The organism is Burkholderia sp. SRS-25 (assembly GCF_004343765.1).
GTDB lineage: Bacteria > Pseudomonadota > Gammaproteobacteria > Burkholderiales > Burkholderiaceae > Burkholderia > Burkholderia contaminans.
Map to the genome: position 1 here is coordinate 1 of NZ_PTXM01000005.1, position 26453 is coordinate 26453.

General features: G+C 66.1%; 26 protein-coding genes and 1 pseudogene. 18 read left to right on the top strand and 9 right to left on the bottom strand.

The features are described from left to right. The 5 genes and pseudogenes from C5O79_RS06555 to C5O79_RS06575 form a co-directional block, all read left to right on the top strand. Positions 1-155, top strand: a pseudogene (locus C5O79_RS06555) (acetyl-CoA C-acetyltransferase); the annotation flags it as partial. A gap of 135 nt (positions 156-290) precedes the next feature. After that, a complete protein-coding gene (locus tag C5O79_RS06560; protein WP_027784565.1) occupies positions 291-1031 on the top strand; it encodes a 3-ketoacyl-ACP reductase in 741 nt (246 codons plus the stop codon). Positions 1032-1150: 119 nt separating this feature from the next. Further along, complete coding sequence (gene phaR, locus C5O79_RS06565) at positions 1151-1717, top strand: polyhydroxyalkanoate synthesis repressor PhaR (RefSeq protein WP_006485265.1); 567 nt, start codon at positions 1151-1153, stop codon at positions 1715-1717. Positions 1718-1857: 140 nt separating this feature from the next. Then, positions 1858-2121, top strand: a complete 264-nt coding sequence (locus C5O79_RS06570; protein ID WP_124472379.1) for a hypothetical protein — start codon at positions 1858-1860, stop codon at positions 2119-2121. 8 nt (positions 2122-2129) lie between these two features. Continuing rightward, a complete protein-coding gene (locus C5O79_RS06575; protein WP_122473991.1) occupies positions 2130-2966 on the top strand; it encodes a lysozyme inhibitor LprI family protein in 837 nt (278 codons plus the stop codon). A gap of 131 nt (positions 2967-3097) precedes the next feature. Here C5O79_RS06575 and C5O79_RS06580 read toward each other — a convergent pair whose 3' ends face one another. The 3 genes from C5O79_RS06580 to C5O79_RS06595 form a co-directional block, all read right to left on the bottom strand. Next, positions 3098-3346 carry a hypothetical protein gene (locus C5O79_RS06580; protein WP_039357809.1) on the bottom strand — a complete coding sequence of 83 codons (249 nt, stop codon included), beginning with the start codon at positions 3344-3346 and terminating at the stop codon, positions 3098-3100. A gap of 532 nt (positions 3347-3878) precedes the next feature. Then, a complete protein-coding gene (locus C5O79_RS06590) occupies positions 3879-5225 on the bottom strand; it encodes a pitrilysin family protein (RefSeq protein ID WP_122473990.1) in 1347 nt (448 codons plus the stop codon). Next, entirely contained in the window at positions 5222-7006 is a 1785-nt protein-coding gene (locus C5O79_RS06595) for a pitrilysin family protein (RefSeq protein WP_236862322.1), read from the bottom strand. The genes C5O79_RS06590 and C5O79_RS06595 overlap by 4 nt, the downstream gene beginning before the upstream one ends. Before the next feature lie 481 nt (positions 7007-7487). Here C5O79_RS06595 and rimO point away from each other — a divergent pair, with 481 nt between their 5' ends. The 4 genes from rimO (at position 7488) to C5O79_RS06615 (ending at position 11727) form a co-directional block, all read left to right on the top strand. Continuing rightward, on the top strand, positions 7488-8849 hold the full coding sequence (gene rimO, locus C5O79_RS06600) for a 30S ribosomal protein S12 methylthiotransferase RimO (protein ID WP_047850802.1): 1362 nt from the start codon (positions 7488-7490) through the stop codon (positions 8847-8849). A 3-nt stretch (positions 8850-8852) separates the two neighbouring features. Further along, entirely contained in the window at positions 8853-9779 is a 927-nt protein-coding gene (locus C5O79_RS06605; RefSeq protein WP_122473989.1) for a sugar kinase, read from the top strand. A gap of 110 nt (positions 9780-9889) precedes the next feature. Beyond that, complete coding sequence (locus C5O79_RS06610; protein ID WP_046545830.1) at positions 9890-10432, top strand: hypothetical protein; 543 nt, start codon at positions 9890-9892, stop codon at positions 10430-10432. Positions 10433-10545: 113 nt separating this feature from the next. Further along, positions 10546-11727, top strand: a complete 1182-nt coding sequence (locus C5O79_RS06615) for a cystathionine beta-lyase (RefSeq protein ID WP_039357826.1) — start codon at positions 10546-10548, stop codon at positions 11725-11727. A gap of 87 nt (positions 11728-11814) precedes the next feature. Here C5O79_RS06615 and serB read toward each other — a convergent pair whose 3' ends face one another. Next, positions 11815-12660 carry a phosphoserine phosphatase SerB gene (gene serB / locus C5O79_RS06620; RefSeq protein ID WP_131931293.1) on the bottom strand — a complete coding sequence of 282 codons (846 nt, stop codon included), beginning with the start codon at positions 12658-12660 and terminating at the stop codon, positions 11815-11817. A gap of 167 nt (positions 12661-12827) precedes the next feature. Then, complete coding sequence (locus C5O79_RS06625) at positions 12828-13769, bottom strand: LysR family transcriptional regulator (RefSeq protein ID WP_046545828.1); 942 nt, start codon at positions 13767-13769, stop codon at positions 12828-12830. 122 nt (positions 13770-13891) lie between these two features. Between C5O79_RS06625 and C5O79_RS06630 the strand changes: the two genes are divergently transcribed. The 3 genes from C5O79_RS06630 to C5O79_RS06640 all read left to right on the top strand — a co-directional run bounded on the left by C5O79_RS06630 (position 13892) and on the right by C5O79_RS06640 (position 16333). Next, entirely contained in the window at positions 13892-14908 is a 1017-nt protein-coding gene (locus C5O79_RS06630) for a zinc-binding alcohol dehydrogenase family protein (RefSeq protein ID WP_122473986.1), read from the top strand. Positions 14909-15067: 159 nt separating this feature from the next. Next, complete coding sequence (locus tag C5O79_RS06635; RefSeq protein WP_046546357.1) at positions 15068-15619, top strand: DUF6013 family protein; 552 nt, start codon at positions 15068-15070, stop codon at positions 15617-15619. Positions 15620-15859: 240 nt separating this feature from the next. Next, entirely contained in the window at positions 15860-16333 is a 474-nt protein-coding gene (locus C5O79_RS06640; RefSeq protein WP_122473985.1) for a PliI family lysozyme inhibitor of I-type lysozyme, read from the top strand. A 42-nt stretch (positions 16334-16375) separates the two neighbouring features. Here C5O79_RS06640 and fetB read toward each other — a convergent pair whose 3' ends face one another. Both fetB and C5O79_RS06650 read right to left on the bottom strand, forming a co-directional pair. After that, on the bottom strand, positions 16376-17179 hold the full coding sequence (gene fetB / locus C5O79_RS06645) for an iron export ABC transporter permease subunit FetB (RefSeq protein WP_039357836.1): 804 nt from the start codon (positions 17177-17179) through the stop codon (positions 16376-16378). Continuing rightward, positions 17176-17877: an ATP-binding cassette domain-containing protein gene (locus C5O79_RS06650; RefSeq protein WP_046545825.1), complete on the bottom strand. Its 702-nt coding sequence runs from the start codon at positions 17875-17877 to the stop codon at positions 17176-17178. Before C5O79_RS06650 ends, fetB begins: the two co-directional genes overlap by 4 nt. A gap of 152 nt (positions 17878-18029) precedes the next feature. Here C5O79_RS06650 and C5O79_RS06655 point away from each other — a divergent pair, with 152 nt between their 5' ends. Beyond that, positions 18030-20318, top strand: coding sequence for an AsmA family protein (locus C5O79_RS06655; RefSeq protein ID WP_122473984.1), 2289 nt, complete (start codon positions 18030-18032; stop codon positions 20316-20318). Between the two features lie 6 nt (positions 20319-20324). Here the strand turns inward: C5O79_RS06655 and C5O79_RS06660 are convergent, their stop codons facing one another. Further along, positions 20325-20777 carry a lipocalin-like domain-containing protein gene (locus C5O79_RS06660; RefSeq protein ID WP_046545823.1) on the bottom strand — a complete coding sequence of 151 codons (453 nt, stop codon included), beginning with the start codon at positions 20775-20777 and terminating at the stop codon, positions 20325-20327. 158 nt (positions 20778-20935) lie between these two features. On the opposite strand from C5O79_RS06660, the gene C5O79_RS06665 reads away from it, so the two are divergent. Continuing rightward, complete coding sequence (locus tag C5O79_RS06665) at positions 20936-22528, top strand: ABC-F family ATPase (protein ID WP_046545822.1); 1593 nt, start codon at positions 20936-20938, stop codon at positions 22526-22528. Between the two features lie 18 nt (positions 22529-22546). On the opposite strand, the gene C5O79_RS38035 is transcribed toward C5O79_RS06665, so the two are convergent. Continuing rightward, on the bottom strand, positions 22547-22690 hold the full coding sequence (locus tag C5O79_RS38035) for a hypothetical protein (protein ID WP_160313540.1): 144 nt from the start codon (positions 22688-22690) through the stop codon (positions 22547-22549). An 80-nt stretch (positions 22691-22770) separates the two neighbouring features. Here C5O79_RS38035 and C5O79_RS06670 point away from each other — a divergent pair, with 80 nt between their 5' ends. The 4 genes from C5O79_RS06670 to C5O79_RS06685 are packed head-to-tail and all read left to right on the top strand — an operon-like array spanning position 22771 to position 26451. Next, the gene (locus C5O79_RS06670; protein WP_122473983.1) at positions 22771-23520 is read left to right on the top strand and encodes an FkbM family methyltransferase; all 750 of its coding nucleotides are present in this window, start codon (positions 22771-22773) and stop codon (positions 23518-23520) included. After that, entirely contained in the window at positions 23521-24513 is a 993-nt protein-coding gene (locus tag C5O79_RS06675; protein ID WP_122473982.1) for an aminoglycoside phosphotransferase, read from the top strand. It abuts the gene before it with no gap. Between the two features lies 1 nt (position 24514). Then, entirely contained in the window at positions 24515-25393 is an 879-nt protein-coding gene (locus C5O79_RS06680; protein WP_122473981.1) for a 4Fe-4S cluster-binding domain-containing protein, read from the top strand. Further along, positions 25390-26451: an asparagine synthase-related protein gene (locus C5O79_RS06685; RefSeq protein ID WP_122473980.1), complete on the top strand. Its 1062-nt coding sequence runs from the start codon at positions 25390-25392 to the stop codon at positions 26449-26451. The genes C5O79_RS06680 and C5O79_RS06685 overlap by 4 nt, the downstream gene beginning before the upstream one ends. The last annotated feature ends 2 nt before the right edge of the window (positions 26452-26453 follow it).

A 26453-nucleotide genomic window follows, 5' to 3' on the forward strand; every position in this document is an offset into this window, starting at 1 on the left:
GGGCGATCGCGATCGGTCACCCGATCGGCGCGTCGGGCTGCCGGATCCTGGTGACGCTGCTGCACGAGATGGCCAAGCGCGATGCGAAGCGCGGGCTGGCGTCGCTGTGCATCGGCGGCGGGATGGGTGTCGCGCTCGCGGTCGAGCGTCCGTAACCGGCCGTCCGTAACCGGCCATTCGCGACCAGCGAACCGAATCCGTGTGCCGGCCGATTGCAGCTTCGGCCGGCGTCACGTGAAGTCAGAGGGGGCCTCCGGCAGCTCTCGAAACCAAAAAATGGAGTGAGATTTATGTCTCAGCGAATTGCGTACGTAACGGGCGGGATGGGCGGCATCGGCACCAGCATCTGCCAGCGCCTGTCGAAAGACGGCTTCAAGGTGGTCGCGGGTTGCGGCCCGAACTCGCCGCGCCGTGTGAAATGGCTCGAGGAGCAGAAGGCGCTCGGGTACGATTTCATCGCGTCGGAAGGCAACGTCGGCGACTGGGACTCGACCAAGGAAGCGTTCGACAAGGTCAAGGCCGAAGTCGGAGAGATCGACGTGCTGGTCAACAACGCGGGCATCACGCGCGACGTCGTGTTCCGCAAGATGACGCACGAAGACTGGACCGCCGTGATCGACACCAACCTGACGAGCCTGTTCAACGTGACGAAGCAGGTGATCGACGGGATGGTCGAACGCGGCTGGGGCCGGATCATCAACATTTCGTCGGTGAACGGCCAGAAGGGGCAATTCGGCCAGACCAACTACTCGACCGCGAAGGCCGGTATCCACGGCTTCACGATGTCGCTCGCCCAGGAAGTCGCGACGAAGGGCGTGACGGTCAACACCGTGTCGCCGGGCTACATCGGCACCGACATGGTGAAGGCGATTCGCCCGGACGTGCTCGAGAAGATCGTCGCGACGATCCCGGTGCGGCGTCTCGGCGGGCCGGAGGAAATCGGTTCGATCGTCGCGTGGCTCGCGTCGAACGATTCCGGTTTCGCGACGGGCGCAGACTTCTCGCTGAACGGCGGCCTGCACATGGGCTGAGCGTCCGCGCTGCGCGGGCCGGGTGGCCGCGCAGCCGGGCGTTTTCCGAAGGCCCCCGCCTCCCGGATTCGGGCGGCGGGGATTCGTCACTTCCGCTACGCTGCACTCAAAGGCGTTACATGACTACTACAAAGAAGACGGCCGAACGGCTCATCAAGAAGTATCCGAACCGTCGGCTCTACGATACCGAGACAAGCACGTACATTACGCTGACCGACGTGAAGCAACTCGTGCTGGAGCAGGAGGACTTCAAGGTCGTCGATGCGAAATCCAACGAAGACCTGACGCGCAGCATCCTCCTGCAGATCATCCTCGAAGAGGAAAGCGGCGGCGTGCCGATGTTCTCGTCGTCGATGCTGTCGCAGATCATCCGTTTCTACGGGCATGCGATGCAGGGCATGATGGGCACGTACCTGGAAAAGAACATCCAGGCGTTCATCGACATCCAGAACAAGCTCGCGGATCAGTCGAAGAACCTGTACGAAGGCAATGCGATGAATCCGGAAGTCTGGTCGCAGTTCATGAACATGCAGGCGCCGATGATGCAAGGGATGATGACCAGCTACATCGAGCAGTCGAAGAACATGTTCGTGCAGATGCAGGAGCAGATGCAGAACCAGGCGAAGTCGATGTTCAGCACGTTCCCGTTCAAGCAGCCGGGCGCGTCGGAGCCGGAAAAGAAGTAACGGTTTCGCGGCAGGCCGACCGGCGGGCAACCCGTCGACGTCGGTGCCGCGAAGCAACGCGGTGCGGGCCGGCCGATCGTGCGTTCCGGCGCGACGATGTGCGGCGGCCGCCTGCCGGACCCCCTCGCCGACGGTCGTTCGTGATCGTCGGCACCGAATGCGCGTGCCGGGTTCGGGCGTGCATGATCGTTGTCCAGTCGATCGAGATCCAGTCACCTGCGAAGGAACACCGGGGCGCGCCGCGCCTGATGGTGCGCGTTCGTGCAGGCACGCTTACCATGAGCGGCGCTGCGTGGTGTGGCGTGGAGCTGCCTTCGGCGAAACGCGATACCGGCGCCCGGGCACGACAGGCCGTGATCGGCGATGCTGCCTCGACGCAGTGCGACCAAGAAAAAACCGACTGAGAGAAAGCATGCGTGGGATTCGAGTGGCATCGGCCGGCCGGCTGGCTGGTTTTGCTTCGATGTTCATGATGGGCATTGGCTTGACGACACCTGGCTTTGCGATGGATTGCGCGAAAGCCGCGCAGCCGATCGAGAAGCGCATCTGTGCGAGCCCCGTGCTGCGGGCAGCCGATACGCGGATGAATTCGGTGTACACGGGCGCGCTGAAGGCCGCGCCGGACACGGCTATCCGCGACATGCTGGTGCGCAGCCAGCGCCGCTGGATCGACGCGCGCAACAACCGTCTCGACGCCGATTACGAAGGCCGTGCGCTCGCCGTCGACGAAGTGCGCAAGGCAATCGATCGGCGCACCGCCGTACTGGCCGATCAATCGAACAAAGGGTTGATCGCGCGTGCGCAGGCCGAGCGCCGGTGGCTCGTGAAATACACGGGTGGCCCGCTCACCGGTTTCGATGCGAACTGCGACTTCATTCCCGACGATGCGACTGGCGCGCACGTTTCCTACGCATGTTTCGGCGCGGTCCATGTGCAGCATCGCGCAAGGGTCTGCAGCCAGAGCGAGGACTGGGCGACCGGTGCGGTTTATCAGTATCGCTCCGTGAGTGCAGCCGACGGCGGGAAGGGGCGACCTGTGGCGTTCTGCGAAGCGCAGGCGCATGGGAGTGCGTGCGACACCGGTGGCGCGCAATCGGCGTGGATGCGTGCGGAGGTGTCCGGTGGCGATAACCACGCGTCAGCGCCGGTAGCCGGGTTGCCGCAACTCGATGCGGAAATGTGGCCGATCGGCGATGGAGACGATGCTTTGTGGTTCGAGCGGTGCCTGACGGCTGCGAAGTTTCCGTGAGCGCCGGATTGGATTTGTCTGTTGTATGGGCCCGCTTCGGCGGGCTTTTATACGTACGTGTTCGTGGTTGGCGGTTCAATACGAGGCGGGCCGGGCGTGCGCAATGGCCGACGTTACCGGCCCGGCTTGTTTTATGCCGGGAATCCTTGCTCGTCGTCGTGCGGCGGCAGATCGAGCACGAGCTTGACCGCGCAGTAGTTTGCCTTGAGCGAAAACACGCGGCCGATCACGAGAAATGTCTGGCGCGAATTCTCGAGCTCGACGAAGTCGCCCGGTTGCGGTACGTGCGCGCCTTGGTCATACGAAAAGCTGGTGCTGGTTTGCTCGCCGATGGCTTCCGCCGCGTGTTCGGTGAATTCGATCGTGATGTGGGTGGTCATGCGAGCCCCGTTGGGTAATGGAAGAGAGGGAAGAGAGTCGACGCTGCGATTTTCGCATAGCGACGGGGCGGTTCCGGCGGAATTGTCGGGAAGCGACGCGTGCAGGTGGATCCCCGTCACTTCACCGATTTCCAGTCGAAGGCGGACCGTACGGTCTTGGCCAGCACGTTGCGCAGCGCCAACCAGAGCAGCTTGATCGCCGCCTCGTCGTTCGGGAAGTGGCCACGCATCGTGTCTCACATGGCGTTGACGGTAAGCCGACAGCCTCTCATCCCGCATCAAACCGATGCGAGCGGCACGCACGTTTCCTATGCGTGTTTCGGCACGGTCCATGTGCAGCATCGTGCACGGATCTGCAGCCAGAGCGAGGACTGGGCGACCGGCGCGGATTGTCAAAACCGGTCGGTGATTGCGACCGTCGACGGGAAGGTGCATCCGGTGGCGTTCTGCGAAGCGCAGGCGCACGCACAATCGTGCGATGGCAGCGGCCCGCCCGAAGCCGGGCGGGGTACGGAGCGAAGCGAGGCGGCGGTTATTTCTCCGCAAACGTGCCTGCTTCCACCAATGTCATCTTGTCGGGGTCCAGGTACGTGCGGATGGCGGTGTTGACCTGCTCGACGGTCAACGCGCGGACGCGCTCGGGATAGGTGTCCAGGTCACTCAGCGGGCGGTCCTGGAGCACCGTCTGGGCGATCATGGCGGCCATCTGCCCGGTGGTTTCCATCGCGACTCGATGGCGGCCGATCATGCCGTCCTTGCGTGCATCCAGTTCCGTCTGGGTAACGCCCTGTTTCCACCAGGCATCCAGAATCCGGCGTGTGCTGGCGACGCCCTTGTTCAGCAGGGGCGGGGCGAAGCTGCTGGTGATGACGAATCCGCCGTCCATCAGGGAGAGCCCGGACAGGCCGGCGCGGATGCCATAGGTCAGGCCTTCCTTGTCGCGGACCCCTGCCATCAGGCGGCCGGTGAAGCCGTTGCCCAGGATGTTGACAGCCGCGCTGAGGGGCAGATAGTCGGCATCGTTGGCGCGCAGGTCGATGGCCTGACCCAGCATCACGCTGACGGATTCCTTGTCCCCCATGGCGATGCGCTGCGTGTCGGGCCGGCTTGCCTTGCGTGGCGGGCTTTGTCGCACGAGTGCCCGGCCTCCGCTCCAGCCCGCGAAGGCGTCGGTCACCATGGACTGCAGGCGGCGAGGGTCCGCGCCGCCGACCACGACCAGCGTCATGTGGGCGGGCCCGTAATAGGCTTGATGAAAGGCCTTGATGTCGTCCAGCGTGGCAGCGGCGATCGCTTCGAGCATCCGTTCGCGCGGCACCGGTGCGTTGAGGTGGGCATCGGGGTAAATGGACCGATTCAGCGCCTCGGTAGCCCGAACCGACGGGTTTTCTCCGGCGTTACGGACCGCGGCCTCCAGCCGGCTCTTGGCCTTGGCCAGCTCCTCCGGCTTGAAGGCCGGCAGGCGCAACTGCTCGGCCATCAGGTCGATCAGCGTCGGCAAATCCTTGGTCAGGCTTTGGCCGTGTATGCCGACATAGCCGCCGTCGGTCTGGAACGACAACTGAGCGCCCAGGCTCTCCAGCAGCGCGGAGATCGCCACCTTGTCGCGACGGGTGCTGCCCTCCTGCAGCAACATGCCCGTCAGCAACGGCACGGCGGGATTGGCCGCCTTGCTGGCCGTGTCGGCATCGCCCAGGGGCATCACCCCGGTCACGGACACCATTTCCTGCGGCGACATCGAATAGGTCAACAGCGTGATGCTGCCGGCCTGGGAGCGTACGACGCGGTCGGCGATGCCTGCCTGAGCCGCAACAGGCAGGCATAGCACGGCGAACCACACGAACCACGTTCGCAGATGGTTGAAACGAACATGTTTCATGAAGATTTCTCCGGGACGAACCAGCCGGTGGTGCTCTGGTTTTCAACGAGGTACTTGCGGGCTACGCGCTGCACATCGGCGGGCGTCACCTTTTCCAGTGCTTCAAGCTCGGTGACGAACAGTGTCCAGTCGCCCTGCGAGACCGCGTTGCCCAATCGGGCGGACGTCGAGCGGACGCCGTCGCGCTGGTAGACCTGATCGGCCCGGTAAGGGCCCAGCACCCGCTGGATATCCTCGCGAGTGACGCCCTCGGTCTTGATCCGCTCCAGTTCGGTCCAGGCGATTTTCTCGGCCTGCTCGTGTTTCGCGTCGGGCGGCAGGCTGACCGTCACGACGAACGGACCGGGATCGCGCAGCGCGTGAAAGCCGGCGCCGGCTTGCGTGGCAACCGTGGTGTCGACCAGTGCGCGATACAGCCGGCTGCTCTTGCCTTGGCTCAATACCAGGCCCAGTACGGTCAACGCAGCCGCATCGGGGTCGAGCGCGCGCGGCCCCTTGAAGGCGATGATCAGATTGCCCGTTGCGCCCGCGCGTTTGAGCACCAGCCTTCGCGGCCCCTGCTGCGGCGGCTCTTCGGTCGTGACAGCGGGAATGGCCTTGGGCGCGCGCGGGATGCCGCCGTAATACTGCCTGACCCACCCCAACGCCTGGTCCGGCTGGAAATCGCCGACCAGGATGACGGTGGCGTTGTCCGGCCAGTAGAAGGTGTCGTAGAAACGGCGCAGCTTGTCCACGTTCGCATGCTCGATGTCGCTACGCCAGCCGATGGTGGGGTGGTGGTAGGGATGCGCCTGGTAAGCCGTGGCCATGACCTGCTGGAACAAGGCGGTGAAAGGACTGTTCTCGCCTCGCTCGTACTCGTTGCGAACCACCGTCATCTCGCTGGCCAGGTCTTCCGGGCGCAGCAGGAGGTTGCGCATGCGGTCGGCCTCGATCGCGATGTAGCCTTCCAGCGCATCGCGCCCGAGCGTGCCGAAGTAGTTGGTGCGGTCCATCGAGGTGGTTGCGTTGAAGTTCGCGCCCACTCGCTCCATGTAGCTGTTCAGGGAGTTGCCGAGCGCCTTGTTGTAGTGCCGGCTGCCCTTGAACATCAGGTGCTCGAGCAGGTGAGTGTCGCCGGTCGTGCCTGCGGCTTCGTTGCGTGAACCCACCCGGTACAGCACCTGGAAACTGACCACCGTCGCAGCGGGATCGGGCACGGCAAGCACGGTAAGGCCGTTGGCATCCAGACGGTATTCGTCGATACCGCCCAGGGAGCGCACGTGGGTAAAGCCCGGTACCTCGACGGGTTGGGCCATCACCGTGCCGGCGATCAACGGGCACAGCGAGAGCCACGTGCATATCAAACGTCGTACTGACATGTAGCGTCCTTTTGTATAGGCAGGATGAACGCGGAAGATCGGGCGCCGGCTCGGCGGTCGGTTGACTGCGATGCGTCGAGCGCGGCGAATGCGAAGTTTTTCATATTCTCCGATGCATGTTGACCGACGGCGCGTTCCGGGAGGCATCGCAGCCGTGATGCGTTCGTCGACGGCCGTACGTTGCTTGACCGTCGACGCGTAGCGACGGACGGCGCGATCCCCGTTGAGCGTGCAGATCACCTGAAAGCGATTGTCGGGCTTGGACTTCTTCAGTGGCGCATCGTCCTTGGGTTTGCCGGCAAACAACGTCGGCAGGATACCGTTCGAAGCTGATGCAGCGGCGGAGAATCGGGGCTTGCCGCCCATGCCCCTGTGGAGCGTGACGGCAATCGATATGCTCAGGCGGCTCGACGGCGACATCGAGGACAACGCGGCCTCGTGGCGCGCTGATGAGCCAGATTCGACCCCGCGCCGCAATGCAGGCGGGGGCAGGGAGACTCATGCGCAATGCTACTTTGCGCCCCATTATCGTGAAATGAGACGAGTTCGAATGTTTGGGACAGTACCGGCGCACTCGTCGGCAGGACCCGGCCATGAAAGATCGTGAAAGCAGGTGCGCTTTGCCTTCCGCTCGATCGAGAGTCTCACCGGGATCAAAGGAAGCGCGGCGCCGTCAGCGCTTCAAATGCGTTGGTTTCGGACATCGCGTGAGCGGGTCGCGTGGCAATGCACCGTTTCAAAGTGAAAGGGGCGCATCGGGCAGCCGTCGCATGACGGCGCCCCCGCTGGCGCGCCGTGCATCCGATTCGACGGTCGATGCCGCCGCCGATCGCCTGTTTTGCCTCGCCACCCCTAAATGGCTGTAAACTCACGCTTTTGCTGCCACGCCCCCACATTCCAGATGTCCCAATCCCCCAAAGTAGGGTTCGTATCCCTCGGGTGCCCGAAGGCGCTCGTCGACTCCGAACAGATCATCACGCAACTGCGCGCCGAAGGCTATGAAATCTCCGGCACGTACGACGGTGCCGACCTCGTCGTCGTGAACACCTGCGGCTTCATCGACGAAGCCGTGCAGGAAAGCCTCGACGCGATCGGCGAAGCGCTGACCGAGAACGGCAAGGTGATCGTCACCGGCTGTCTCGGCGCCAAGTCGAGCGCCAGCGGCTCGAACCTGATCGAGGAAGTCCACCCGAAGGTGCTCGCCGTCACCGGTCCGCACGCGGTGGGCGAAGTGATGCAGGCCGTGCATTCGCACCTGCCGAAGCCGCACGATCCGTTCACCGATCTCGTGCCGGCGGCCGGCATCAAGCTCACGCCGCGCCACTACGCGTACCTGAAGATTTCCGAAGGCTGCAACCACCGCTGCACGTTCTGCATCATCCCGTCGATGCGCGGCGACCTCGTGTCGCGCCCGGTCGCGGAAGTGATGCTGGAAGCCGAGAACCTGTTCAAGTCGGGCGTGAAGGAGCTGCTCGTGATCTCGCAGGACACGAGCGCGTACGGCGTCGACGTGAAGTACCGCACGGGCTTCTGGAACGGCAAGCCGATCAAGACTCGCATGACCGACCTGGTCGCCGCGCTCGGCGAACTCGCCGCGCAGTACGGCGCGTGGGTGCGCCTGCATTACGTGTATCCGTATCCGAGCGTCGACGAAGTGATTCCGCTGATGGCCGAAGGCCCGTTCAAGGGCCACGTGCTGCCGTACCTCGACGTGCCGTTCCAGCACGCGCACCCGGAAGTACTGAAGCGCATGAAGCGTCCGGCGAACGCCGAGAAGGTGCTCGAGCGCGTGCAGAAATGGCGCGAGATCTGCCCGGACCTGACGATCCGCAGCACGTTCATCGCGGGCTTCCCCGGCGAGACGGAAGAGCAGTTCGAAACGCTGCTCGACTTCATCCGCGAGGCGGAACTCGATCGCGTCGGTTGCTTCGCGTATTCGCCGGTCGAAGGCGCGACCGCAAACGAACTCGACGGCGCGCTGCCGGATGATGTCCGCGAGGAGCGCCGCGCGCGCTTCATGGAAGTCGCCGAGGAAGTGTCGGCGAACCGCATCCAGCGCAAGGTCGGCAAGACCCTCAAGGTGCTGATCGACGAAGTCAGCGACGAAGGCGGGATCGGTCGTACGGCGGCCGATGCGCCGGAGATCGACGGCGTCGTCTATGTCGAGCCGGCGGCGAAGGCATCGAAGCGCTACAAGGTCGGCGATTTCGTGTCCGTGAAGATCACGGGCGCCGACGGCCACGATCTGTGGGGCGAGGTTTAAGCGATGGCCGCCGCATTTCCGGAGATCCTCGCGCTCGGCGAGGCGATGATCGAATTCAACCAGTCGCAGCCGGGCCGGCCTGAATTCCTGCAGGGCTTCGGCGGCGACACGTCGAACTTCTGCATCGCCGCGGCGCGCCAGGGCGCATCGACGGGCTTCGTGTCGGCGATCGGCGACGATCCATTCGGTCGCCTGCTGGCCGACATGTGGCGTGCGGAACACGTCGACACGACGTATGTGCGCGTCGACTGCACGGCGCCGACCGGCGTGTACTTCGTCACGCACGGCGCCGATGGTCACCAGTTCGACTACCTGCGTGCGGGCTCGGCTGCGAGCCGCTATGCGACAGGTGATCTGCCGCTCGATGCACTGGCCGCAGCGAAGGCCGTGCACCTGTCGGGCATCAGCCTCGCGATCAGCACGGCTGCGTGCGATGCCGCATTCGCGGCGACGGACCACGCTCGCCGCAACGGCGCGAAGGTCAGCTTCGACACGAACCTGCGCCTGAAGCTGTGGCCGCTGCCGCGCGCCCGCGCGGTGATGCGCGAAGCGCTGCGCCAGACGGATATCTGCCTGCCCAGCTGGGACGACGTGACGGCACTCACGGGCGCGAACGATCGCGACGCGATCGTCGATGCGATGCTCGAACACGGGCCGCAGGTCGTCGCGCTGAAGCTCGGCAAGGAAGGCGCTTACGTGGCGACGCCGAACGAGCGGCGTGTCGTGCCGGGCTTCGCGGTCGAAGCCGTCGATGCGACGGGCGCGGGCGACTGCTTCGGCGGCGCTTTCGTCGCGCGGATCGTCGCGGGAGACGATCCGTTCGCGGCGGCGCGTTATGCGAACGCCGCGGCGGCGCTGTCGACGACCGGCTACGGCGCGGTCGCGCCGATTCCGCACCGCGATGCGGTGGAGCGCCTGATGCAGGGCTGACGCGGCATGCGCACGCCGGTCACGGCAAGGCGCTCATGATTATGCGCATTGGCGGCGGGCAGGGCATCGCCGCGATTTTCGAGCGAATCTGAAGCAAGGAGCAACACAAGGTGGGTCGATATTCGCAATGGCAACGGGCGCTCGTCGTCGCGGGCGCGCTGGCGGCGAGCATGGCGATGCCGGGTGTCGTCGCGGCGCAGGCCGTCGCGCCGGGCGCGCAGCAGGATGAACCGGCAATGGCGCGGCCGCTGAAGCCGAATCCCGAGTTCGCCCGCCTGCCGCGCTACGAAGGTACGCTCGGTGACCGGCCGATCGTCGTGCATCTCGGCCCGAAGACGGACGAGGAAGGCGTGCACGGCGAATACCAGTTCGCCGATACGGGCGAGGTCGTGCTGCTCGCGGGCGATCGCGACGGCGACACACTGGAAATCGAGGAATCGAACGACGGCACGAACATCACGGGCGTGTGGATCGGCCGCTTCGACGCGACAGGTGACCTGAAAGCCGACCGGATGAATTCGGACGAGTCGGATCCGCAGCCTGTCGTGCTGCGTCTCGCGCCGGGCAAGCGTGCGGCGCTGCAGGTGCGCGACGGCCGCGTGCAGGAAATCGAGACGGTGGGCGGCGTCGTCAATCTGCGCACCGAAGACTGAACCCGCGCTGGCTCGGTGCGCGCGGCGCGCATTGTACCGGGCCAATTGCGCCGATTTTGGCTAATCTAGCTGCATATTCCGCAACCGAACGGCCTCGTGCCCGGCTTCCAGTCATGACTGCATCCACTCCCAAGCGCGCACTGCAAACCCGCATCGTTCAACCCGACGACGTGATCCCGGAAGGCTTCCGTTCGTTCGTGCCGCCGGTCGCGCGCGCGTCGACGGTCGTGTTTCCCGATCTCGCGACGATGCGTGCGCTCGTCTGGCACAACGACAACCAATGGCGCTACGGGCTACACGCCACGCCGACGTCGCTCGCGCTCGCGCAGCGGCTCGCCGAGATCGAGGGCGGCTCGCATGCGCTGCTGCAGCCGTCGGGTCTCGCGGCGATCATGAATGTCTACTTCGGGATCGTGAAAGCCGGCGACGACGTGCTGATTCCGCACAACGTGTACGGGCCGAACGCCGATTTCGGCAACTGGCTCGCGAAGGATTTCGGCATCACCGCGCGCTTTTACGATCCGCTGATCGGCGCCGGCATCGCCGACCTGATCCAGCCGAACACGCGGCTGATCTGGATCGAGGCGCCCGGCTCGGTGACGATGGAAGTGCCGGACGTGCAGGCGATCACGGCGGCCGCGAAGGCGCGCGGCATCGTTACCGCGATCGACAACACCTTTTCTGCCGGGCTTGCGTTCAAGCCGTTCGAACACGGCGTCGACATCTCGGTGCAGGCGCTGACCAAATACCAGTCGGGCGGCAGCGACGTGCTGATGGGCGCGACGATCACCGCGAATGCGGAACTGCACGCGAAGCTGAAGCTCGCGCGGATGCGCTGCGGCGTCGGCGTGTCGGTCGACGATTGCTCGCTCGTGCTGCGCAGCCTGCCGAGCATGCAGGTGCGTTTCGACGCGCACAGCAAGAGCGCGCTTGCGCTCGCGCAATGGCTGAAGGCGCGGCCGGAGATCGCGGCGGTATTGCACCCGCAGATCGCCGATTGCCCGGGGCACGCGTCGTTCATGCGCGACTTCACCGGCGCGGGCGGGTTGTTCTCGGTGGTGTTCGACGAACGCTACAGCGCGGAGCAGGTCGACCGCTTCGTCGAGTCGCTCGAGCTGTTCGCGATCGGCTGGAGCTGGGGCGGCGCGTGCAGCCTCGCGATGCCTTACGACGTCGCGTCGATGCGTCCGGACTGGGCGCATCGCGGCACGCTGGTGCGTTTCTATGTCGGCCTGGAAGACGAAGCCGACCTGCGCGCGGACATCGAGCGCGCGATGCAGGCCGCACTGGGCTGATCGCCAGCCGATCGCGGCCTTCGGAAAAACAAAACGCCGGCGCGATGTTGGATCGCGCCGGCGTTTTTCATTTCGGATTCCGCGGGATCAGAACAGCCGCAGCAGCCCGTCGAGGCCGACGTGATCGAACGCGACCGTCGCCGCATCGCGCACGACGGGCTTCGCGTGGTATGCGACCGACAGCCCGGCCTCGGCCATCATCTTCAGGTCGTTCGACCCGTCGCCCATCGCGATCGCACGGCTCGGCTCGAGGCCGAGCGACGCGCACGTCTCGCGCAGCAGGCGCGCCTTCACGTCGGCGTTGACGATCTCGCCGAGCACCTTGCCGGTCAGCTTGCCGTCGACGATCTCGAGCGTGTTCGCATGCGCGTAGTCGAGGCCGAGGCGGGCCTTCAGCCGTTCGGTGAAGAACGTGAAGCCGCCCGACACGAGCAGCGTCTTCATGCCGGCGGCCTTCACGCCGGCGAGCATCTTCTCGGCGCCCGGCGACAGTTGCAGCCGTTCCTCGTACACGCGTTCGAGCGCATGCGCGTCGAGCCCGGCCAGCAGGGCGACACGGCGCGTGAGGCTTTCGTTGAAGTCCCGGATCTCGCCGCGCATCGACGCTTCGGTGATCTCGGCGACCTGCGTTTTCAGCCCGCAGAAATCGGCGATTTCGTCGATGCACTCGATCGTGATCAGCGTCGAATCCATGTCCATCACGGCGAGCCCGAAATTGCCGAGCGAGAGGCCGGCCTCGACGAATGCGAAGTCGAGCGCGTGCGTGCCGCAGTAAGCATCGATGTCGAGGCGTTGCGCCGGTTTCGCGTTGTCGATCCGCAGCGCATGATCGTCGGTCTGCACGATGCGGGTGCCGCGCGACAGCGCGAGCAGCGGTGTGTGATGGGCGTCCGACAGCGGCGCAAGACTCTGGATGACGAGGTTGTGGGTCATGACGGGATGGTTGGGAAGCGAATGAAATGCGTAGGGGGCCAATGGGCAGCCGCCTGCCGATGCGGGCCCCGTCCGGCGTCGGGCCCTTGCGTGGCGAACGCGCCATTGTAGCCGGTTGGCCGCACGCGGCGGTCAGGGGCGGATCGAAACCGCGTGCGGCGCTGCGGTCATTGCCCGTCCGCGCGATCCCAGTACGGCGGATCGCCGAAATGCCCGGCCAGGAACGCGATGAAGGCGAGCGTCTTCAGCGGCACGTGCGCGCGGCTCGGGTAGACGGCCCAGATCGCGATGTCTTCCGCGAACGGATAGTCGTCGAGCACCGTGACGAGCGCGCCGCTCGCGAGCAGCGGGCCGACGTCCCAGGTCGACTTGATCGCGATCCCGAAGCCGTCGACGAGCGCTTCGCGGATCGCCTCGCCGTTGCTCGCGACGAGCCGGCCGCTTACCCGCACGGTGAGCGGGCCTTGCGGCGTGGCGAACGACCAGTCGCGCTGGTCGCCGAGGATCACGCACTCGTGCTGCGCGAGGTCGGCCGGATGGCGCGGCGTGCCGTGTTCGGCGAGATACGCGGGCGAGCAGCACAGCACGCGGCGGTTCGTGGCGAGCTTGCGCGCGACGAGCGTCGAATCCTTCAGCGCGCCGAGGCGGATCGCGACGTCGTAGCCGTCGTCGACGAGGTCGACGATCTCGTCCGACAGCCGCAGGTCGAGCGACACGGACGGATAGCGGCGCAGGAACGCGGGAATCACCGGCGCGACATGCTGGCGGCCGAACGACGACGACATCGACACCTTCAGCCGCCCGTACGGTTCGGTGCGGCCGTGGCCGACCGATGCGCGCGCGGCATCGGCGGCCGCCAGCAGCGTGTCGGCGTGCGCCATGAAGACTTCGCCGTCCTGCGTGAGGCTGATGCGGCGCGTGGTGCGGTGCAGCAGCCGCGCGCCGAGCTGGCGTTCGAGTTGCGCGATGCGCGCGCTCGCGACCGCGGCCGACACGCCGAATTCACGGCCGGCCGCGGTGACGTTCGCGAGCAGCGCCGCGCGCACGAACAGCGCGACGTCGAGCAGGTCGAGCGGCTTGTCGGGGGCCGGAATCGGGTCGGACGTCATTATTCTGAAATTCCTGAAAATGTTTAAGGAAATATAGCGCTTTTCTCGAAGGATCGGGTTGCCTACGATGACGTTCATGGGGCTGCGCCGCGGCCCACAGGATTTCCTGAAGGAGTGTCGTGATGAAAGCCGTTGGACTGACCCGTTATCTGCCGATCGACGACCCGCAAGCCCTGCTCGACGTGGAGCTGCCGCAGCCCGTACCGGGCCCGCGCGATCTGCTCGTGAAGGTCGAGGCGATTTCCGTGAACCCGGTGGACTTCAAGGTGCGCGCGCCGAAGCCGCAGGTCGAGGACACGCCTCGCGTGCTCGGCTGGGACGCAGCGGGCACGGTGGTCGCGGTCGGCGCCGACGTCACGCTGTTCCGGCCCGGCGACGAAGTGTTCTACGCGGGCAGCATCACGCGGCCGGGCGCGAACAGCGAATTCCATACGGTCGACGAGCGGATCGCCGCGCTGAAGCCGCGCACGCTCGATTTCGCCGCATCCGCCGCACTGCCGCTCACCGCGCTGACCGCATGGGAAGCGCTGTTCGACCGGCTGCGTGTATCGCCGCAGGGCGCGGACGCCGGCAAGTCTGTGCTGATCATCGGCGGCGCGGGCGGCGTGGGTTCGATCGCAATCCAGCTCGCGAAGGCGCTCGGCAAGCTGCACGTGATCGCAACTGCATCTCGGCCGGCGTCGGCCGAGTGGGTGCGCTCGCTGGGCGCGGACGCGGTGGTCGATCATTTCGGCGACCTGCCTGCGCAGCTGCGCGAGGCCGGGCATCCGAACGTCGACTACGTGCTGATTTTCAACGATACGGATCGTCACTTTCCTGCCGCTGCGGAGGTAATCCGGCCGCAGGGCGGCATTTGCACGATCGTCGAGAACGACAAGCCGGTGCCGGTCGAATTGCTGAAGGCGAAGAGTGCCGGGTTCCACTGGGAATTCATGTTCACGCGCGCCATGTTCGAGACGCCGGACATGATCGAACAGCACCGCATCCTCGGTGAAGTCGCGCGGCTCGTCGATGGCGGTACGCTGCGCACCACGGTCGGCGAGCAGCTCGGCACGATCAACGCGGCGAACGTGCGACGCGCGCACCAGTTGCTCGAGGCCGGGCGCTCGATCGGCAAGCTCGTGCTGAGCGGCTTCTGAGCCGGCATCGCGCGTAAGGTTGCGGCGCCGCGAACGCAAGCGGGGTAACACCCGATGCGTTTGCGGCGCATTGCATGCCGCTTGGCGGTAGACTGGCAGCGCATCATGCATCGAAAACCGCGCGGCACGCGCGTGCCGCCGCATACCAAGGAGGTCAGCATGAGCCAACGCAGCTTGTCAGTCGCCGCATCGTGGTCGGTCGTGTTCGTGGCGGCGTGCGTCAGCGCGAGCGTATTCGCGGCGCCGCCGGTCAAGGGCAGCCTGAAGGGCGGCGGGACCGGACAGCTCGAATACACCGTCAAGGTCGACTCGAAGACCTTCGGCAATACGCAGGAGACCCGCAAGATCCGTTCGGGCGAGACGGACGACTTCAACTGGAAGTCGGTGCCGCCGAGCGGCGCGGTCGCGATGCCGGACGGTTGCCCGAATGCCGACAGCCTGCCGCGCGACGAGAACGGCGCGATGGTGCGCCAGACCCAGGTGCGGCTCGCGCCGTCGATCGACGCGAAGGGGATCGCCAACGTGCAGTTGAGCTTCCAGGCGGCCGCGCCGAAGGGCACGCGCAACGTGACGGCCGGGGGCAAGGCGCTGCAGTGCCCGGACGTCGTGTCGGTGAGTCAGGTGAAGTGGGTGTCGATCCCGACCAACGGCGGGTCGAAATCGGTCACGATGAGCGATGGCACGAAGGTGACGGTGTCGATCAAGCGTTGAGCGGTGCGCGCGGGCCGGCGTCGGACCAGGTGCGCGCGCAACGGATTCGACTTGCGGTACCACGCGGCGACACGTGACCGTTTCGTGTCGCCGTCACGATGCTTTCTCGCGACCTGCTTCAACGGCATGGCAGCCGTTCGCCGTTCGCCGTGCGACAGCGTCGCAAAGCGACCTGCGTGACGTCATGCGAATGTCACGCTATGCTCGCCCGCATCATCACCTTCCTGTCACGACATCCCGATGAAATACCCAATGCGCGCGCTGTTGTGTGCCCTTGCGTTCGTCGCCGCTCGCGCGCACGCGGCCGACGATTGCGGTTTCGTGAAGAAAGTCGAGCTGCCGTCGCGGCAGCAGGTGGCGGTCGTGTCGAGCGGCGCGCTCGAGCCGTGCTCGACCGGCAGCTACGCGGTGCGCGTGTATTCGACCGCGCATGCCGCCCCGGGCTTCGACACTGACGATTACGTGACGGGCACGCTGCATGTGCGTGACGGTACGGTCACCGATGCATTCACGGCCGACCTCGGTGCACGTGCGCCGCAGGCACTCGTCGTGACGACGCGCTCGGCCGGCAGCGGCGGCTATGTCGGCGCGCAGGCGTATGTGACGACACCGCGTGCGGTAAGGCTCGTCGCGTCGGTCGACGGGCTCGCGCCGGACGCTGACATCGCGGCGGCGTTGCGGCAGGCGCTCGGCAAGCGCCGCAGCGGGCGCTGACTGTGGCGAGCGCGCGAACGTATCGCGCGACAGCGCCGCGTGTCAGTGCGCGCGTTCTTCGAGCCGCGCGGCGAGAAAGCGGTGATCGGCCGAGAACAGCCGGCGATAGGTCATCAGCACCGCGCCGACCGTGCCGAGCGCGGAGGCCGCGGCGATCAGGAACATGATCACGATCTGGTAGCGCACGGCCTGCAGCGGCGACTGGCCGGCCAGCACCTGGCCCGTCATCATCCCCGGCAGGCTCACGACGCCGACGACGGCCATCTGGTTCAGCGTCGGCAGCATGCCGGCGCGCACGGCCTGGCGTGCAGCGTCCTGCGCGGCTTCCCAGCGCGTCGCGCCGAGCGCCAGCGCGGTTTCGACGCGATCGCGGCGCGCCGTGAGTTCTTCCATCATCCGCTCGACACCGAGCGACACGCCCGTGAGCGTATTGCCGAGAATCATCCCGAGGATCGGAATCGCGTATTGCGGCGCATACCAGGGGTGGATGCGGATCACGACGAACAGGCCGACCGCCGCGACGAACCAGCTGCTGAACCAGATCGACGCGATGCTGTCGATGCGCTGGCCGCGATACGTGCGCTTGCCGCGCCCCGCGCCGGCGAACCCGGCGATCAGCGTCATCAGCGCGGTGAGCGGCAGCACGATGTACCAGTGAGGATGACCGAACACCCAGCCGAGCACGTAGCCGATCGCGAGCAATTGCACGACGGTGCGCACGGCCGCGAGCGCGAGCTTGCGGCCGAGGCCGAGCGACAGGGCCATCGAGATCGCGCCGTTGACCGCGACGAGTGCGGCGGCGATGCCGACGTCGACGAGACTCAGGTCCTGCAGTGCGGGGCTCATTGCGTGGCCTCCGTCGGGTTGGCCGCGTGCATCACGCCGGCCTGCATCACGAGCCGCATCGTGCCGATCCGCGCGGCCTGGGCCGGATCGTGCGAGATCCACATGTACGCGCGGGCGTCGGGCGCCGCGTCGAACCACGCGCCGACCAGCGCCTCGATCGCGCGCGCCGATTCGGGGTCGAGCGCGGACGTCGGCTCGTCGAGCAGCAGCACGTCGGGATCGAGCTGCAGCACGCGCAGCAGCGCGGTGATCTGCGCTTCGCCGCCGGACAGGTCGCTCGCGCGCTTGTCGAGAAAGTCGGGTCCGCGGCCGGCCTGAGCGGCGAGCGCTTCGGCGCGCGCGCGATCGAACGCAACGTCGCGATAGATCGCGAGCGAATACGGATAGCGCAACTGCGCTTCGACGGTGCCGTCCATCTGTGCGGGGCGCTGGCGCACGTAGGCGATGCTGCGCCGGTAACGCGGGATCGCATTGCGCCGGATCCGTTTGCCGCGCCACAGGATGTGGCCGCCGTCGAGCGGATCGAGCAGTGCGAGCGCGCGCAGCAGCACGCTCTTGCCCGACCCGGACGGCCCGGTGATAGCAATTCGCGATCCCGCTGCGAGGCTGAAATCGGTCGGGGCGAGCAGGGTCTTGCCGCTGCTGGCATCGCGCCGCGTGATGCGCTCTGCATCGATGAGGCCGGTGGGGGCTGTCATGTCACAAATGAAAAAAAGCGTTAATGGCGCCGAAACGTCACCATGGCGTGCGTCATAATACCGATTGAAAAGCCGCGGGTGTCGTGCGCCGTTCGTCCACGCAAGCGGCCCGGCATGGCGCGGCAACATTTCAGAACAACAACGGAACCGCCATGACGCTAGCCCGAGCCATCGGCAAATCGGCTGCATGGATCGTCGGTATCGTCGCGGTGCTCATCGCGGCGGCCGGCGTCTTTCTCTTTATCTTCGACTGGAACCGCGCGAAGCCGTGGGTCAACGAGCAGGTCACGGCCGCACTCGGCCGCCCGTTCGCGATCAACGGCGACCTGAAGGTCGGCTGGCGCCGTCCCGACGGCGAAACCGGCTGGCGCGCATGGGTGCCTTGGCCGAGCTTCACGGCTACGCAGCTCGAGATCGGCAACCCCGACTGGGCGAAGATGCCCAAGTTCGTCACGCTCGATGCCGCGCACTTCGATCTTGCGATCCTGCCGCTGCTCGCGCATGAAATCGTGATCCCGTCGATCGACGTCGTGAATCCGGCCGTCGACCTCGAGCGGCTTGCCGACGGCCGCAACACGTGGACCTTCCAGTTCAAGCAATCGTCGCAGCCGTCGCCGTGGAAGGTGCGGCTCGACAGCTTCGGCTTCGCGAAGGGCACCGTCACGTACCGCGACGCGATCACGAAGGCCGACCTGACCGTCGCGATCGATACGCTCGGGCAGCCGATTCCGCTCGGCGACGTGCTGAAGGAGCAGGAGCAGACATCGCGCGCGGCATCCGCGCAGCGTGTCGGCAAGCATGGCGCCGCGCAGTTGAGCGCGAAGGCCAACGCAGAGGCCGCGTCGAGTGCTTCCGCCGCGCAGGCTGCAAGTGCGGCGTCGGCCGCGGGTGTTTCGGCCGGGTCTGCCGTGGCGCCGGCTTCGTCTTCCTCGTCCACAGCTTCGGCATCGGCTGCTGCTGCCGCGTCTGGTGCAAGCAGCGTCACGGCGCCCGCGAAGCCGTCCGGCCCGACCTATGCGTTCGGGCTGAAGGTCGACGGCCGCTACAAGAACGTGCCGATCAGCGGCACCGGCAAGCTGGGCGGCGTGCTCGCGATCCAGGACGCGTCGCGGCCGTTCCCGTTGCAGGCCGACGTGAAGGCGGGCGACACGCGGCTTGCGATCGTCGGCACGCTGACCGATCCGATGCATCTCGCGGCCATCGACCTCCGACTGTGGCTTCAGGGCACGTCGATGTCGCACCTTTACCAGCTGACCGGCATCACGCTGCCCGACACGCCGCCTTACGCGACCGAAGGCCGGCTGATCGGCAACTTCAAGCGGAAGGCCAGCACCTTCCGTTACGAGAACTTCAACGGCCGCGTCGGCGGCAGCGATCTCGGCGGCACGCTCACCTACGAGCAGCGCGAGCCGCGGCCGAAGCTGTCGGGCGAGCTCGTGTCGAACCTGCTGCAGTTCTCCGATCTCGCTCCGGTGATCGGCGCGGATACGGCCGCGAGCAAGGCCAAGCGCGGCGACACGACGAAACAGCCGCCGGGCCGCGTGCTGCCGGTCGAGACGTTCCGCACGGACCGCTGGCGCGCGCTGGATGCGGACGTCAAGTTCACGGGGCGCAAGCTGGTCAAGAGTTCGGACCTGCCGATCACCAACCTGTACACGCACATCGTGATGACGGATGGCGTGCTGTCGCTCGAGCCGCTGCAGTTCGGCGTCGCGGGCGGCACGCTCGCCACGACCGCGCATCTCGACGGCAGCGGCGCGCCGCTCAAGGGGCGCTTCACGGTGGCTGCGCGGCACCTGAAGCTCAAGCAGTTGTTCCCGGCGCAGAAGGTCATGCAGTCGGCGCTCGGCGAGATCAACGGCGATGCGTCGCTGTCGGCGACCGGCAACTCGCCGGCCGCGCTGGCCGCCACGTCGACCGGTGAGGTGAAGGCGCTCGTGACGGATGGCCGCATCAGCCGCCTGCTGATGGAAGCGGCGGGGCTGAACGTCGCGAACGTCGTCTACGAGAAGCTGTTCGGCAACAACGACGTGAAGATCAACTGCGCGGCGATCGACTTCGTCGCGACCAACGGCATTCTCGACCCGAAGGTATTCGCGCTCGATACGGACGACGCGCTGATCAACGTCGACGGCCCGATCAGCCTGCGCGACGAAACGCTGAACCTGAAGATCCATCCGCACACGAAGGGTTTCCGGATCTTCTCGCTGCGCTCGCCGCTGTACGCGAAGGGCACGTTCAAGAACCCGGACGTCGGCGTCGATGCAGGCGCGCTTGCGCTGCGCGCCGGCGCGATGGTCGGCCTCGGGCTGATCAACCCGTTCGCGGCCTTGATTCCGCTGATCGCGCCGAGCAACAACCGCGACGTGCCGTGCTCGGAGCTGTTCGGTCAGATGAATGCGAAGGCGGCGCAGCGGGCGGCGGCGAAGGCCGGCAAGTGACGCGCGTCAGCGGCCTGCGCGCACCCACAGCAGCACCGCGTCGACTTCCCGGCCGTCGATCCTTACCGGGGCGGCGGTGCCGAGCTGCAGGCGATCGCCGTCGAGGCTGAAGGCGCGCTGCTGGACGTTGCCGATCCAGTTCGGGAACAGGCTGACGTCCATTTCGTGGGTCAGCGTGCCGTCGTCGGCAACTTGAAAGGGGCCGGAATAGGCGATGTAACCGCCGGCGGCGGCCGCGCGCTCGTCGGCGGTGCCGCCCTGCAGGTCGCCGTCCGCGTAGGGCGGTCGGCCGGCGGCCATCAACTGGGCGGACATGTAGCCGTCCGGCGTGTACAGGATCCAGCCGCGCGCGTCTCGGCCGAGCGGGTAGGTGACCGCGCTGCCGTCGCGCGGGCGGATTTCGTAGGACACGAGGCGCCATGCGCCGACGAGTTGTTCGCGAAGCTGGCTGGCAAGCATGCAGGATTCCGGTAAGACGGCGGTGGGGCGCGTGCCGTCGTGTTGGCGGGCCGCCGGGCGGCCGGAAATGCGCTGCCGGAACGGCGTGGTCGGCAGTTTCTCCGACACCTGCTAAAATACACGGTTTTCCGTCGATTTCTCCTTTAACGGGACCTGCCGTGCTTTCTACTGCCAACATCACGATGCAATTCGGGCCGAAGCCCTTGTTCGAGAATATCTCGGTCAAATTCGGCGAGGGCAACCGCTATGGTCTGATCGGCGCGAACGGCTGTGGCAAGTCGACGTTCATGAAGATCCTCGGCGGCGACCTCGAGCCGAGCGCCGGCAACGTCGCGCTGGAGCCGAACGTGCGTCTCGGCAAGCTGCGCCAGGATCAGTTCGCGTACGAAGACGTGCGCGTGCTCGACGTCGTGATGATGGGCCACACCGAAATGTGGGCCGCCATGACCGAGCGTGACGCGATCTACGCGAACCCGGAAGCCACCGACGACGACTACATGCACGCCGCCGAGCTCGAAGGCAAGTTCGCCGAATACGGCGGCTACGACGCCGAGGCGCGCGCGGGTGCGCTGCTGCTCGGCATCGGCATCGAGGAGAAATTCCACAACGGCACGATGAGCGACGTCGCGCCGGGCTGGAAGCTGCGCGTGCTGCTCGCACAGGCGCTGTTCTCGAAGCCGGACGTGCTGCTGCTCGACGAACCGACCAACAACCTCGACATCAACTCGATTCGTTGGCTCGAGCAGACGCTCAACGAGTACAACTCGACGATGATCATCATTTCGCACGATCGTCACTTCCTGAACTCGGTGTGCACGCACATGGCCGACATGGACTTCGGCACGCTGAAGGTCTGGCCGGGCAACTACGACGACTACATGCTCGCATCGGCACAGGCGCGCGAGCGCCAGGCCGCGGCGAACACGCGTGCGAAGGAGCGTGTCGCTGAACTGCAGGACTTCGTGCGCCGCTTCTCGGCGAACAAGTCGAAGGCCCGCCAGGCGACGAGCCGTGCGAAGCAGATCGACAAGATCAAGATCGAGGAATTCAAGCCGTCGTCGCGCCAGAACCCGTTCATCCGCTTCGAGTTCGAGAAGAAGCTGCACAACGTCGCGGTGGTGGCGGAAGAGATCACGAAGAAGTACGAACGCACGATCTTCCAGAACTTCAACCTGTCGGTTCAGCCGGGCGAGCGGATCGCGATCATCGGCGAGAACGGCGCGGGCAAGACGACGCTGCTGCGTTCGCTGCTCGGCGCGCTCACGCTCGATCACGGCACGGTGAAGTGGTCCGAGAACGCGAATGTCGGCTACATGCCGCAGGACACGTACGAGGAGTTCCCGAACGACATCACGCTGATGGACTGGATCGACCAGTACCGCAAGGACGGCGACGACGAAACGATGGTGCGCGGCACGCTGGGCCGCCTGCTGTTCTCGTCGGACGACATCAGGAAGTCCGTGAAGGTGCTGTCGGGCGGCGAGAAGGGCCGCATGATCTGGGGCAAGCTGATGCTCGGCCGCCACAACGTGCTGCTGATGGACGAGCCGACCAACCACATGGACATGGAATCGATCGAGTCGCTGCAGATCGCGCTCGAGCAGTTCGAAGGCACGCTGATCTTCGTGTCGCACGACCGCGAATTCGTGAGCGGGCTGGCGAACCGGATCATCGAAGTGCGTACGGACGGCACGCTGTTCGACTTCGGCGGCAATTACGAGGAGTTCCTGACGAGTCAGGGGCAGGAGTAATTGTCCTGACGCTTCCGTTCATGTGTTGCGGTCCGGCAGTGGTACGAAGCTGGAGCGTATAGCAGCGCGAAGCCGCGAGAGGCGCATCGGGCCCGCATCGACAGTATTGTCGATGCGGGCTTTTTCATTTCCGTGCCGGTGAAGCGCGGGGGTGTCGTACATTCCCGTTTCCTCCCCTCAATCGACTTCGGGTAAATTACGCTCCGAATACCACCCTCAATTCCGACCCGGAGCCCCCCTCGATGCAGGACCATCCTCTCCCGCTCGATCTATCCGGCCTTGCGCCAAGCCTCTATGCGCAGGGTACCGAGGAAGGCATCCTGTCGCGCATGATGGAGCGGATCGCGCCGACCAACCGCTTCTGCGTCGATATCGGCGCGAGCGACGGGCTGCGCAACAGCAACACCGCGCGGCTGCTGCGCGAACGGGATTGGTCCGGCGTGCTGGTGGAAGGTAGTGCGTACCGCTTCGGCAAGCTGGCCGCCCACTACGCGGGGGTGGACCGCGTTCGCTTGCACCACGACCGCATCCAGCCCGACACGATCGACACGTTGCTCGCCGATGCGACCACGCCAACCGACTTCGACCTGCTGTCGATCGACATCGACGGCAACGACTACTGGGTCTGGCGCGGCCTGCGGGCATTCCAGCCGCGGATCGTCGTGATCGAATACAACCCGTACTACACGCCGCCCGAGCGCTGGGTCATGTGCTTCAACCCGGACCACGAATGGGACGGCTCGACCTATTACGGTGCGAGCCTCGAATCGCTCGTTCATCTCGGCCGGCAGAAGGGCTATGAGCTCGTCTGTTGCGACGACATGGGCAACAACGCGTTCTTCGTGCGGCAGGACCTGTATCCGCTGCTCGGCATCGCGAACAACGATCCCTCGGTGCTGTTTCGTCCGGCGATGTACAAGGTGCGCTACGTCGGACACAACACGTTCCTGAGCGGTCATCCGTATCGATACGGCCCGGCCGAGCACATCTGAATGGACTCGCTCGCCGCGACCTTCGACGAGATCCGCGAGGCCTATGCGCTGGGCCGCATCGGGCAGCCGCGCCAGGTCGGCGAGCGCGTGTGGCACTTGCCGACCGATGACGGCGGCATAGCAGTCAAACTCTACGCGCTCGAACATCATGCGCGTGCGGCCAAGGAAGCGGCCGTGCTCGCGCACTTCGAGAGGCACGGCGATGCGCGCTTCCACGTGCAGGCGCTGAAACGCACGACGTCGGGCGCATCGCTGTGGACGGGCCACGGCTCGCACGCGATGCTGACGCGCTGGGAAACCGGCCGGTTCAGAACCTACGACACGTTTTCGCCGGCCGAATGGGATGCGCTCGGGGCGAGTCTGGCCGCGTTGCATCTGAGTCTCGAGCAGCTTCATTTGCCGCAGCTCGACACGATCCGCGCACGGCTGATCGCGATCGACGCGGACGCAGTGCGCCGCAGCCTGCACGACGCACTCGATCGCGCGCGCGCGAACCACGCCACCGACGACCTGCGCCGCTACGTCGATCTCGCGTTGCGCATGCTCGACCGCTACTATCCGGGCAGCATCGACGCGTTTCCGGCCGACGATCCGCAGCATCCGATCCACAACGACTACAACCAGTTCAACTATCTGTTCACGGGCACGCTGCCGCCGCTCATCCTCGACTGGGAAGCGTCGATCGGCGCGCCGCGTGAATACGAGCTGGTGCGTTGCCTGAATCATCTGCCGCTGGAGGCGCCGCATCTGGCGGAAGCGTTCGTGCTGGCCTATCGGCGGACCCGGCCGGTCGATCCCGCGCGCATTGCATGGGCGGTCGATGCCGCGTGCGTGCAGCACGCGCTCAAGCTCTGGATCGTGCAAGGCTGGCTCGACGAACCGTCGCGCTTTGGATCGCATCTGAACGGCGCGGTGACGATGGCGTCCGCGATGGTGGATGCGCGCGACCGTCTGGTCGATTTCTTTTCCCGTTGTGTGGAAGCAGGACGCTGATGTGAATGCGAATCTGAACCGGATGTCGAATCCGACGCTGACCACCGAGCGGCAGCATGTGTTTCCGCCGCCGCTGGATCGCGATTACCGCGTCGAAGACGGGCGCGTGCTGACGCGCTCGCTGGAAGCGCATATCGTCGATCACTGCAACCTGACCTGCGCGGAATGTTGCTCGCTGTCGCCGCTGCTGCCCGAGTGGTATGCGAGCCCCGAATCGATCGAGGCCGATCTGCGCCGCGCCGCTAAGGTGCTGCGCCCACGCATGTTCAAGCTGGTCGGCGGCGAGCCGCTGCTGCATCCGGCGCTTGTCGAACTCATCCAGCGCGTGCGCGCCACCGGCATCGCGCCCGTGATCTCCGTCACGACGAACGGCCTGAAGCTCGGCGAGATGACCGATGCGTTCTGGCAGGCGGTGGATGCGCTGACGATCTCGCGCTATCCGAAGCCGGCGCTGTCGCCCGACCTGGTCGCGCACATCGAGCGCCAGGCCGCGCGCTTCGACGTGCGCCTGAACTGGAAGGTGCAGGACGTGTTCACGACGATGAACCGCGCACAGCCCGGCACCGATCGCGACGAAGCGCAGCGGCTTTTTCACGATTGCTGGATCCGCGAGCGCTGCCATATGATTCGCGACGGCATGTTCTACACGTGCACGCGTCCGGCGCATTTCCATACGCTCTACAAGGGCGAGAAGGACTTTCAGTCCGACGGCCTGCCGCTGCGCGACGACGCCGGCATGCTCGACGCGATGCTCGCCTATCTGCAACGCGAGGCGCCGCTCGAAGCGTGCCTGCATTGCCAGGGCGGCAGCGCGCCGGTGGCGCCGCATCGCATCCTCAAACGTATTGAAGTGGACTCCTTGAAAGCTCGTTATCCATGATCGTCGGCACGCGCGACCTGTTCGGCTTCGACCGGCTTCACTACCATCCGCGCAGCGGTGCGGCGGCGTCCGGCATCCGGGCCGTCCTGCACGCGTCGGGGCAACCGGCCGGCGCGCCGGACGCGGCGGCCATCGCGGGTTACCTGAGCGGTGAGCGGCTGCTCGGCCCCACCGTGTTGCGCGACGTGCGTGCGGTGCCGCCCGGCCATGCGCTGATCCGTTCGCCGCAGGGGCTGACCGTGCAGCCGGCACCCGGGCAGCCGCAGCACGCCGATCTGGAAACCGTGCTGCGCGCATCGCTGCAGCGCGCGCTCGACAGCGGCAAGCGGGTTGCGCTGGCGCTGAGCGGCGGGCTCGATTCGGCGCTGTTGCTCGCGTTGCTGCGCGAACTCGGCGCGCAGCGGCACGTGACGTCCTACGTGCTCGTGACCGACATGCCTGACTATTGCGAACGCGATGCCGCACTCGAACTGGCCGCGCAGATGCAGGCGAACGTGAAGATCGTGCGCGCGAACGAGGCCGATTTCGTCGCGGCGCTGCCGAGAACGACGCATGCGGTCGAGGAGCCGATGTTCAACCTGCATCCGGTCGCGAAGCTGTTGCTCGCCGAGGCGATGGCCGCCGATGGCGTCGAGGTGGCCATCACCGGCGACGGCGCGGACCAGGTGCTGCGCCGCGACCAGTCGGCCAACTATCTGCCGCTGTGCCATGCGCTGTTCGATGCGGCGTCGGTCGGCCTGCATCCGCCGTTCGTCGACGATGCCGTCGTCGCGCATCTGACGAGCATCGCGCCCGATCCGGACAAGCAATGCCTGCGCGATCTCGGCGCGCGCCTGAACCTGCCGGACCGTCTCGTGCACGGCCCCAAGCGCGGGCGGCTCGCCCCGGCGATGGACCTCGCGGCGCTGCTCGATCGCGACCGCACGCACGCGCTGGCCGACACCCTCGGCCTGGCCGCACCCACGCTGCAGGCGGATACCGAACGCGTGCTGTGGACGACGCTGTCGCTGATCCTCGATCATTTTGACCACCTCGATGCCGCGCATCGCCCAGCCTGAAT

Excerpts from the sequence above, each read along its gene's own strand:
- C5O79_RS06560 (WP_027784565.1), top strand. The coding sequence starts at position 291 with ATGTCTCAGCGAATTGCGTACGTAACGGGCGGGATGGGCGGCATCGGC.
- phaR (WP_006485265.1), top strand. The coding sequence starts at position 1,151 with ATGACTACTACAAAGAAGACGGCCGAACGGCTCATCAAGAAGTATCCG.
- C5O79_RS06575 (WP_122473991.1), top strand. The coding sequence starts at position 2,130 with ATGCGTGGGATTCGAGTGGCATCGGCCGGCCGGCTGGCTGGTTTTGCT.
- C5O79_RS06580 (WP_039357809.1), bottom strand. The coding sequence starts at position 3,346 with ATGACCACCCACATCACGATCGAATTCACCGAACACGCGGCGGAAGCC.
- C5O79_RS06590 (WP_122473990.1), bottom strand. The coding sequence starts at position 5,225 with ATGAAACATGTTCGTTTCAACCATCTGCGAACGTGGTTCGTGTGGTTC.
- C5O79_RS06595 (WP_236862322.1), bottom strand. The coding sequence starts at position 7,006 with ATGTCGCCGTCGAGCCGCCTGAGCATATCGATTGCCGTCACGCTCCAC.
- rimO (WP_047850802.1), top strand. The coding sequence starts at position 7,488 with ATGTCCCAATCCCCCAAAGTAGGGTTCGTATCCCTCGGGTGCCCGAAG.
- C5O79_RS06605 (WP_122473989.1), top strand. The coding sequence starts at position 8,853 with ATGGCCGCCGCATTTCCGGAGATCCTCGCGCTCGGCGAGGCGATGATC.
- C5O79_RS06615 (WP_039357826.1), top strand. The coding sequence starts at position 10,546 with ATGACTGCATCCACTCCCAAGCGCGCACTGCAAACCCGCATCGTTCAA.
- serB (WP_131931293.1), bottom strand. The coding sequence starts at position 12,660 with ATGACCCACAACCTCGTCATCCAGAGTCTTGCGCCGCTGTCGGACGCC.
- C5O79_RS06625 (WP_046545828.1), bottom strand. The coding sequence starts at position 13,769 with ATGACGTCCGACCCGATTCCGGCCCCCGACAAGCCGCTCGACCTGCTC.
- C5O79_RS06630 (WP_122473986.1), top strand. The coding sequence starts at position 13,892 with ATGAAAGCCGTTGGACTGACCCGTTATCTGCCGATCGACGACCCGCAA.
- C5O79_RS06635 (WP_046546357.1), top strand. The coding sequence starts at position 15,068 with ATGAGCCAACGCAGCTTGTCAGTCGCCGCATCGTGGTCGGTCGTGTTC.
- C5O79_RS06640 (WP_122473985.1), top strand. The coding sequence starts at position 15,860 with ATGAAATACCCAATGCGCGCGCTGTTGTGTGCCCTTGCGTTCGTCGCC.
- fetB (WP_039357836.1), bottom strand. The coding sequence starts at position 17,179 with ATGAGCCCCGCACTGCAGGACCTGAGTCTCGTCGACGTCGGCATCGCC.
- C5O79_RS06650 (WP_046545825.1), bottom strand. The coding sequence starts at position 17,877 with ATGACAGCCCCCACCGGCCTCATCGATGCAGAGCGCATCACGCGGCGC.
- C5O79_RS06655 (WP_122473984.1), top strand. The coding sequence starts at position 18,030 with ATGACGCTAGCCCGAGCCATCGGCAAATCGGCTGCATGGATCGTCGGT.
- C5O79_RS06660 (WP_046545823.1), bottom strand. The coding sequence starts at position 20,777 with ATGCTTGCCAGCCAGCTTCGCGAACAACTCGTCGGCGCATGGCGCCTC.
- C5O79_RS38035 (WP_160313540.1), bottom strand. The coding sequence starts at position 22,690 with ATGTACGACACCCCCGCGCTTCACCGGCACGGAAATGAAAAAGCCCGC.
- C5O79_RS06670 (WP_122473983.1), top strand. The coding sequence starts at position 22,771 with ATGCAGGACCATCCTCTCCCGCTCGATCTATCCGGCCTTGCGCCAAGC.
- C5O79_RS06675 (WP_122473982.1), top strand. The coding sequence starts at position 23,521 with ATGGACTCGCTCGCCGCGACCTTCGACGAGATCCGCGAGGCCTATGCG.
- C5O79_RS06685 (WP_122473980.1), top strand. The coding sequence starts at position 25,390 with ATGATCGTCGGCACGCGCGACCTGTTCGGCTTCGACCGGCTTCACTAC.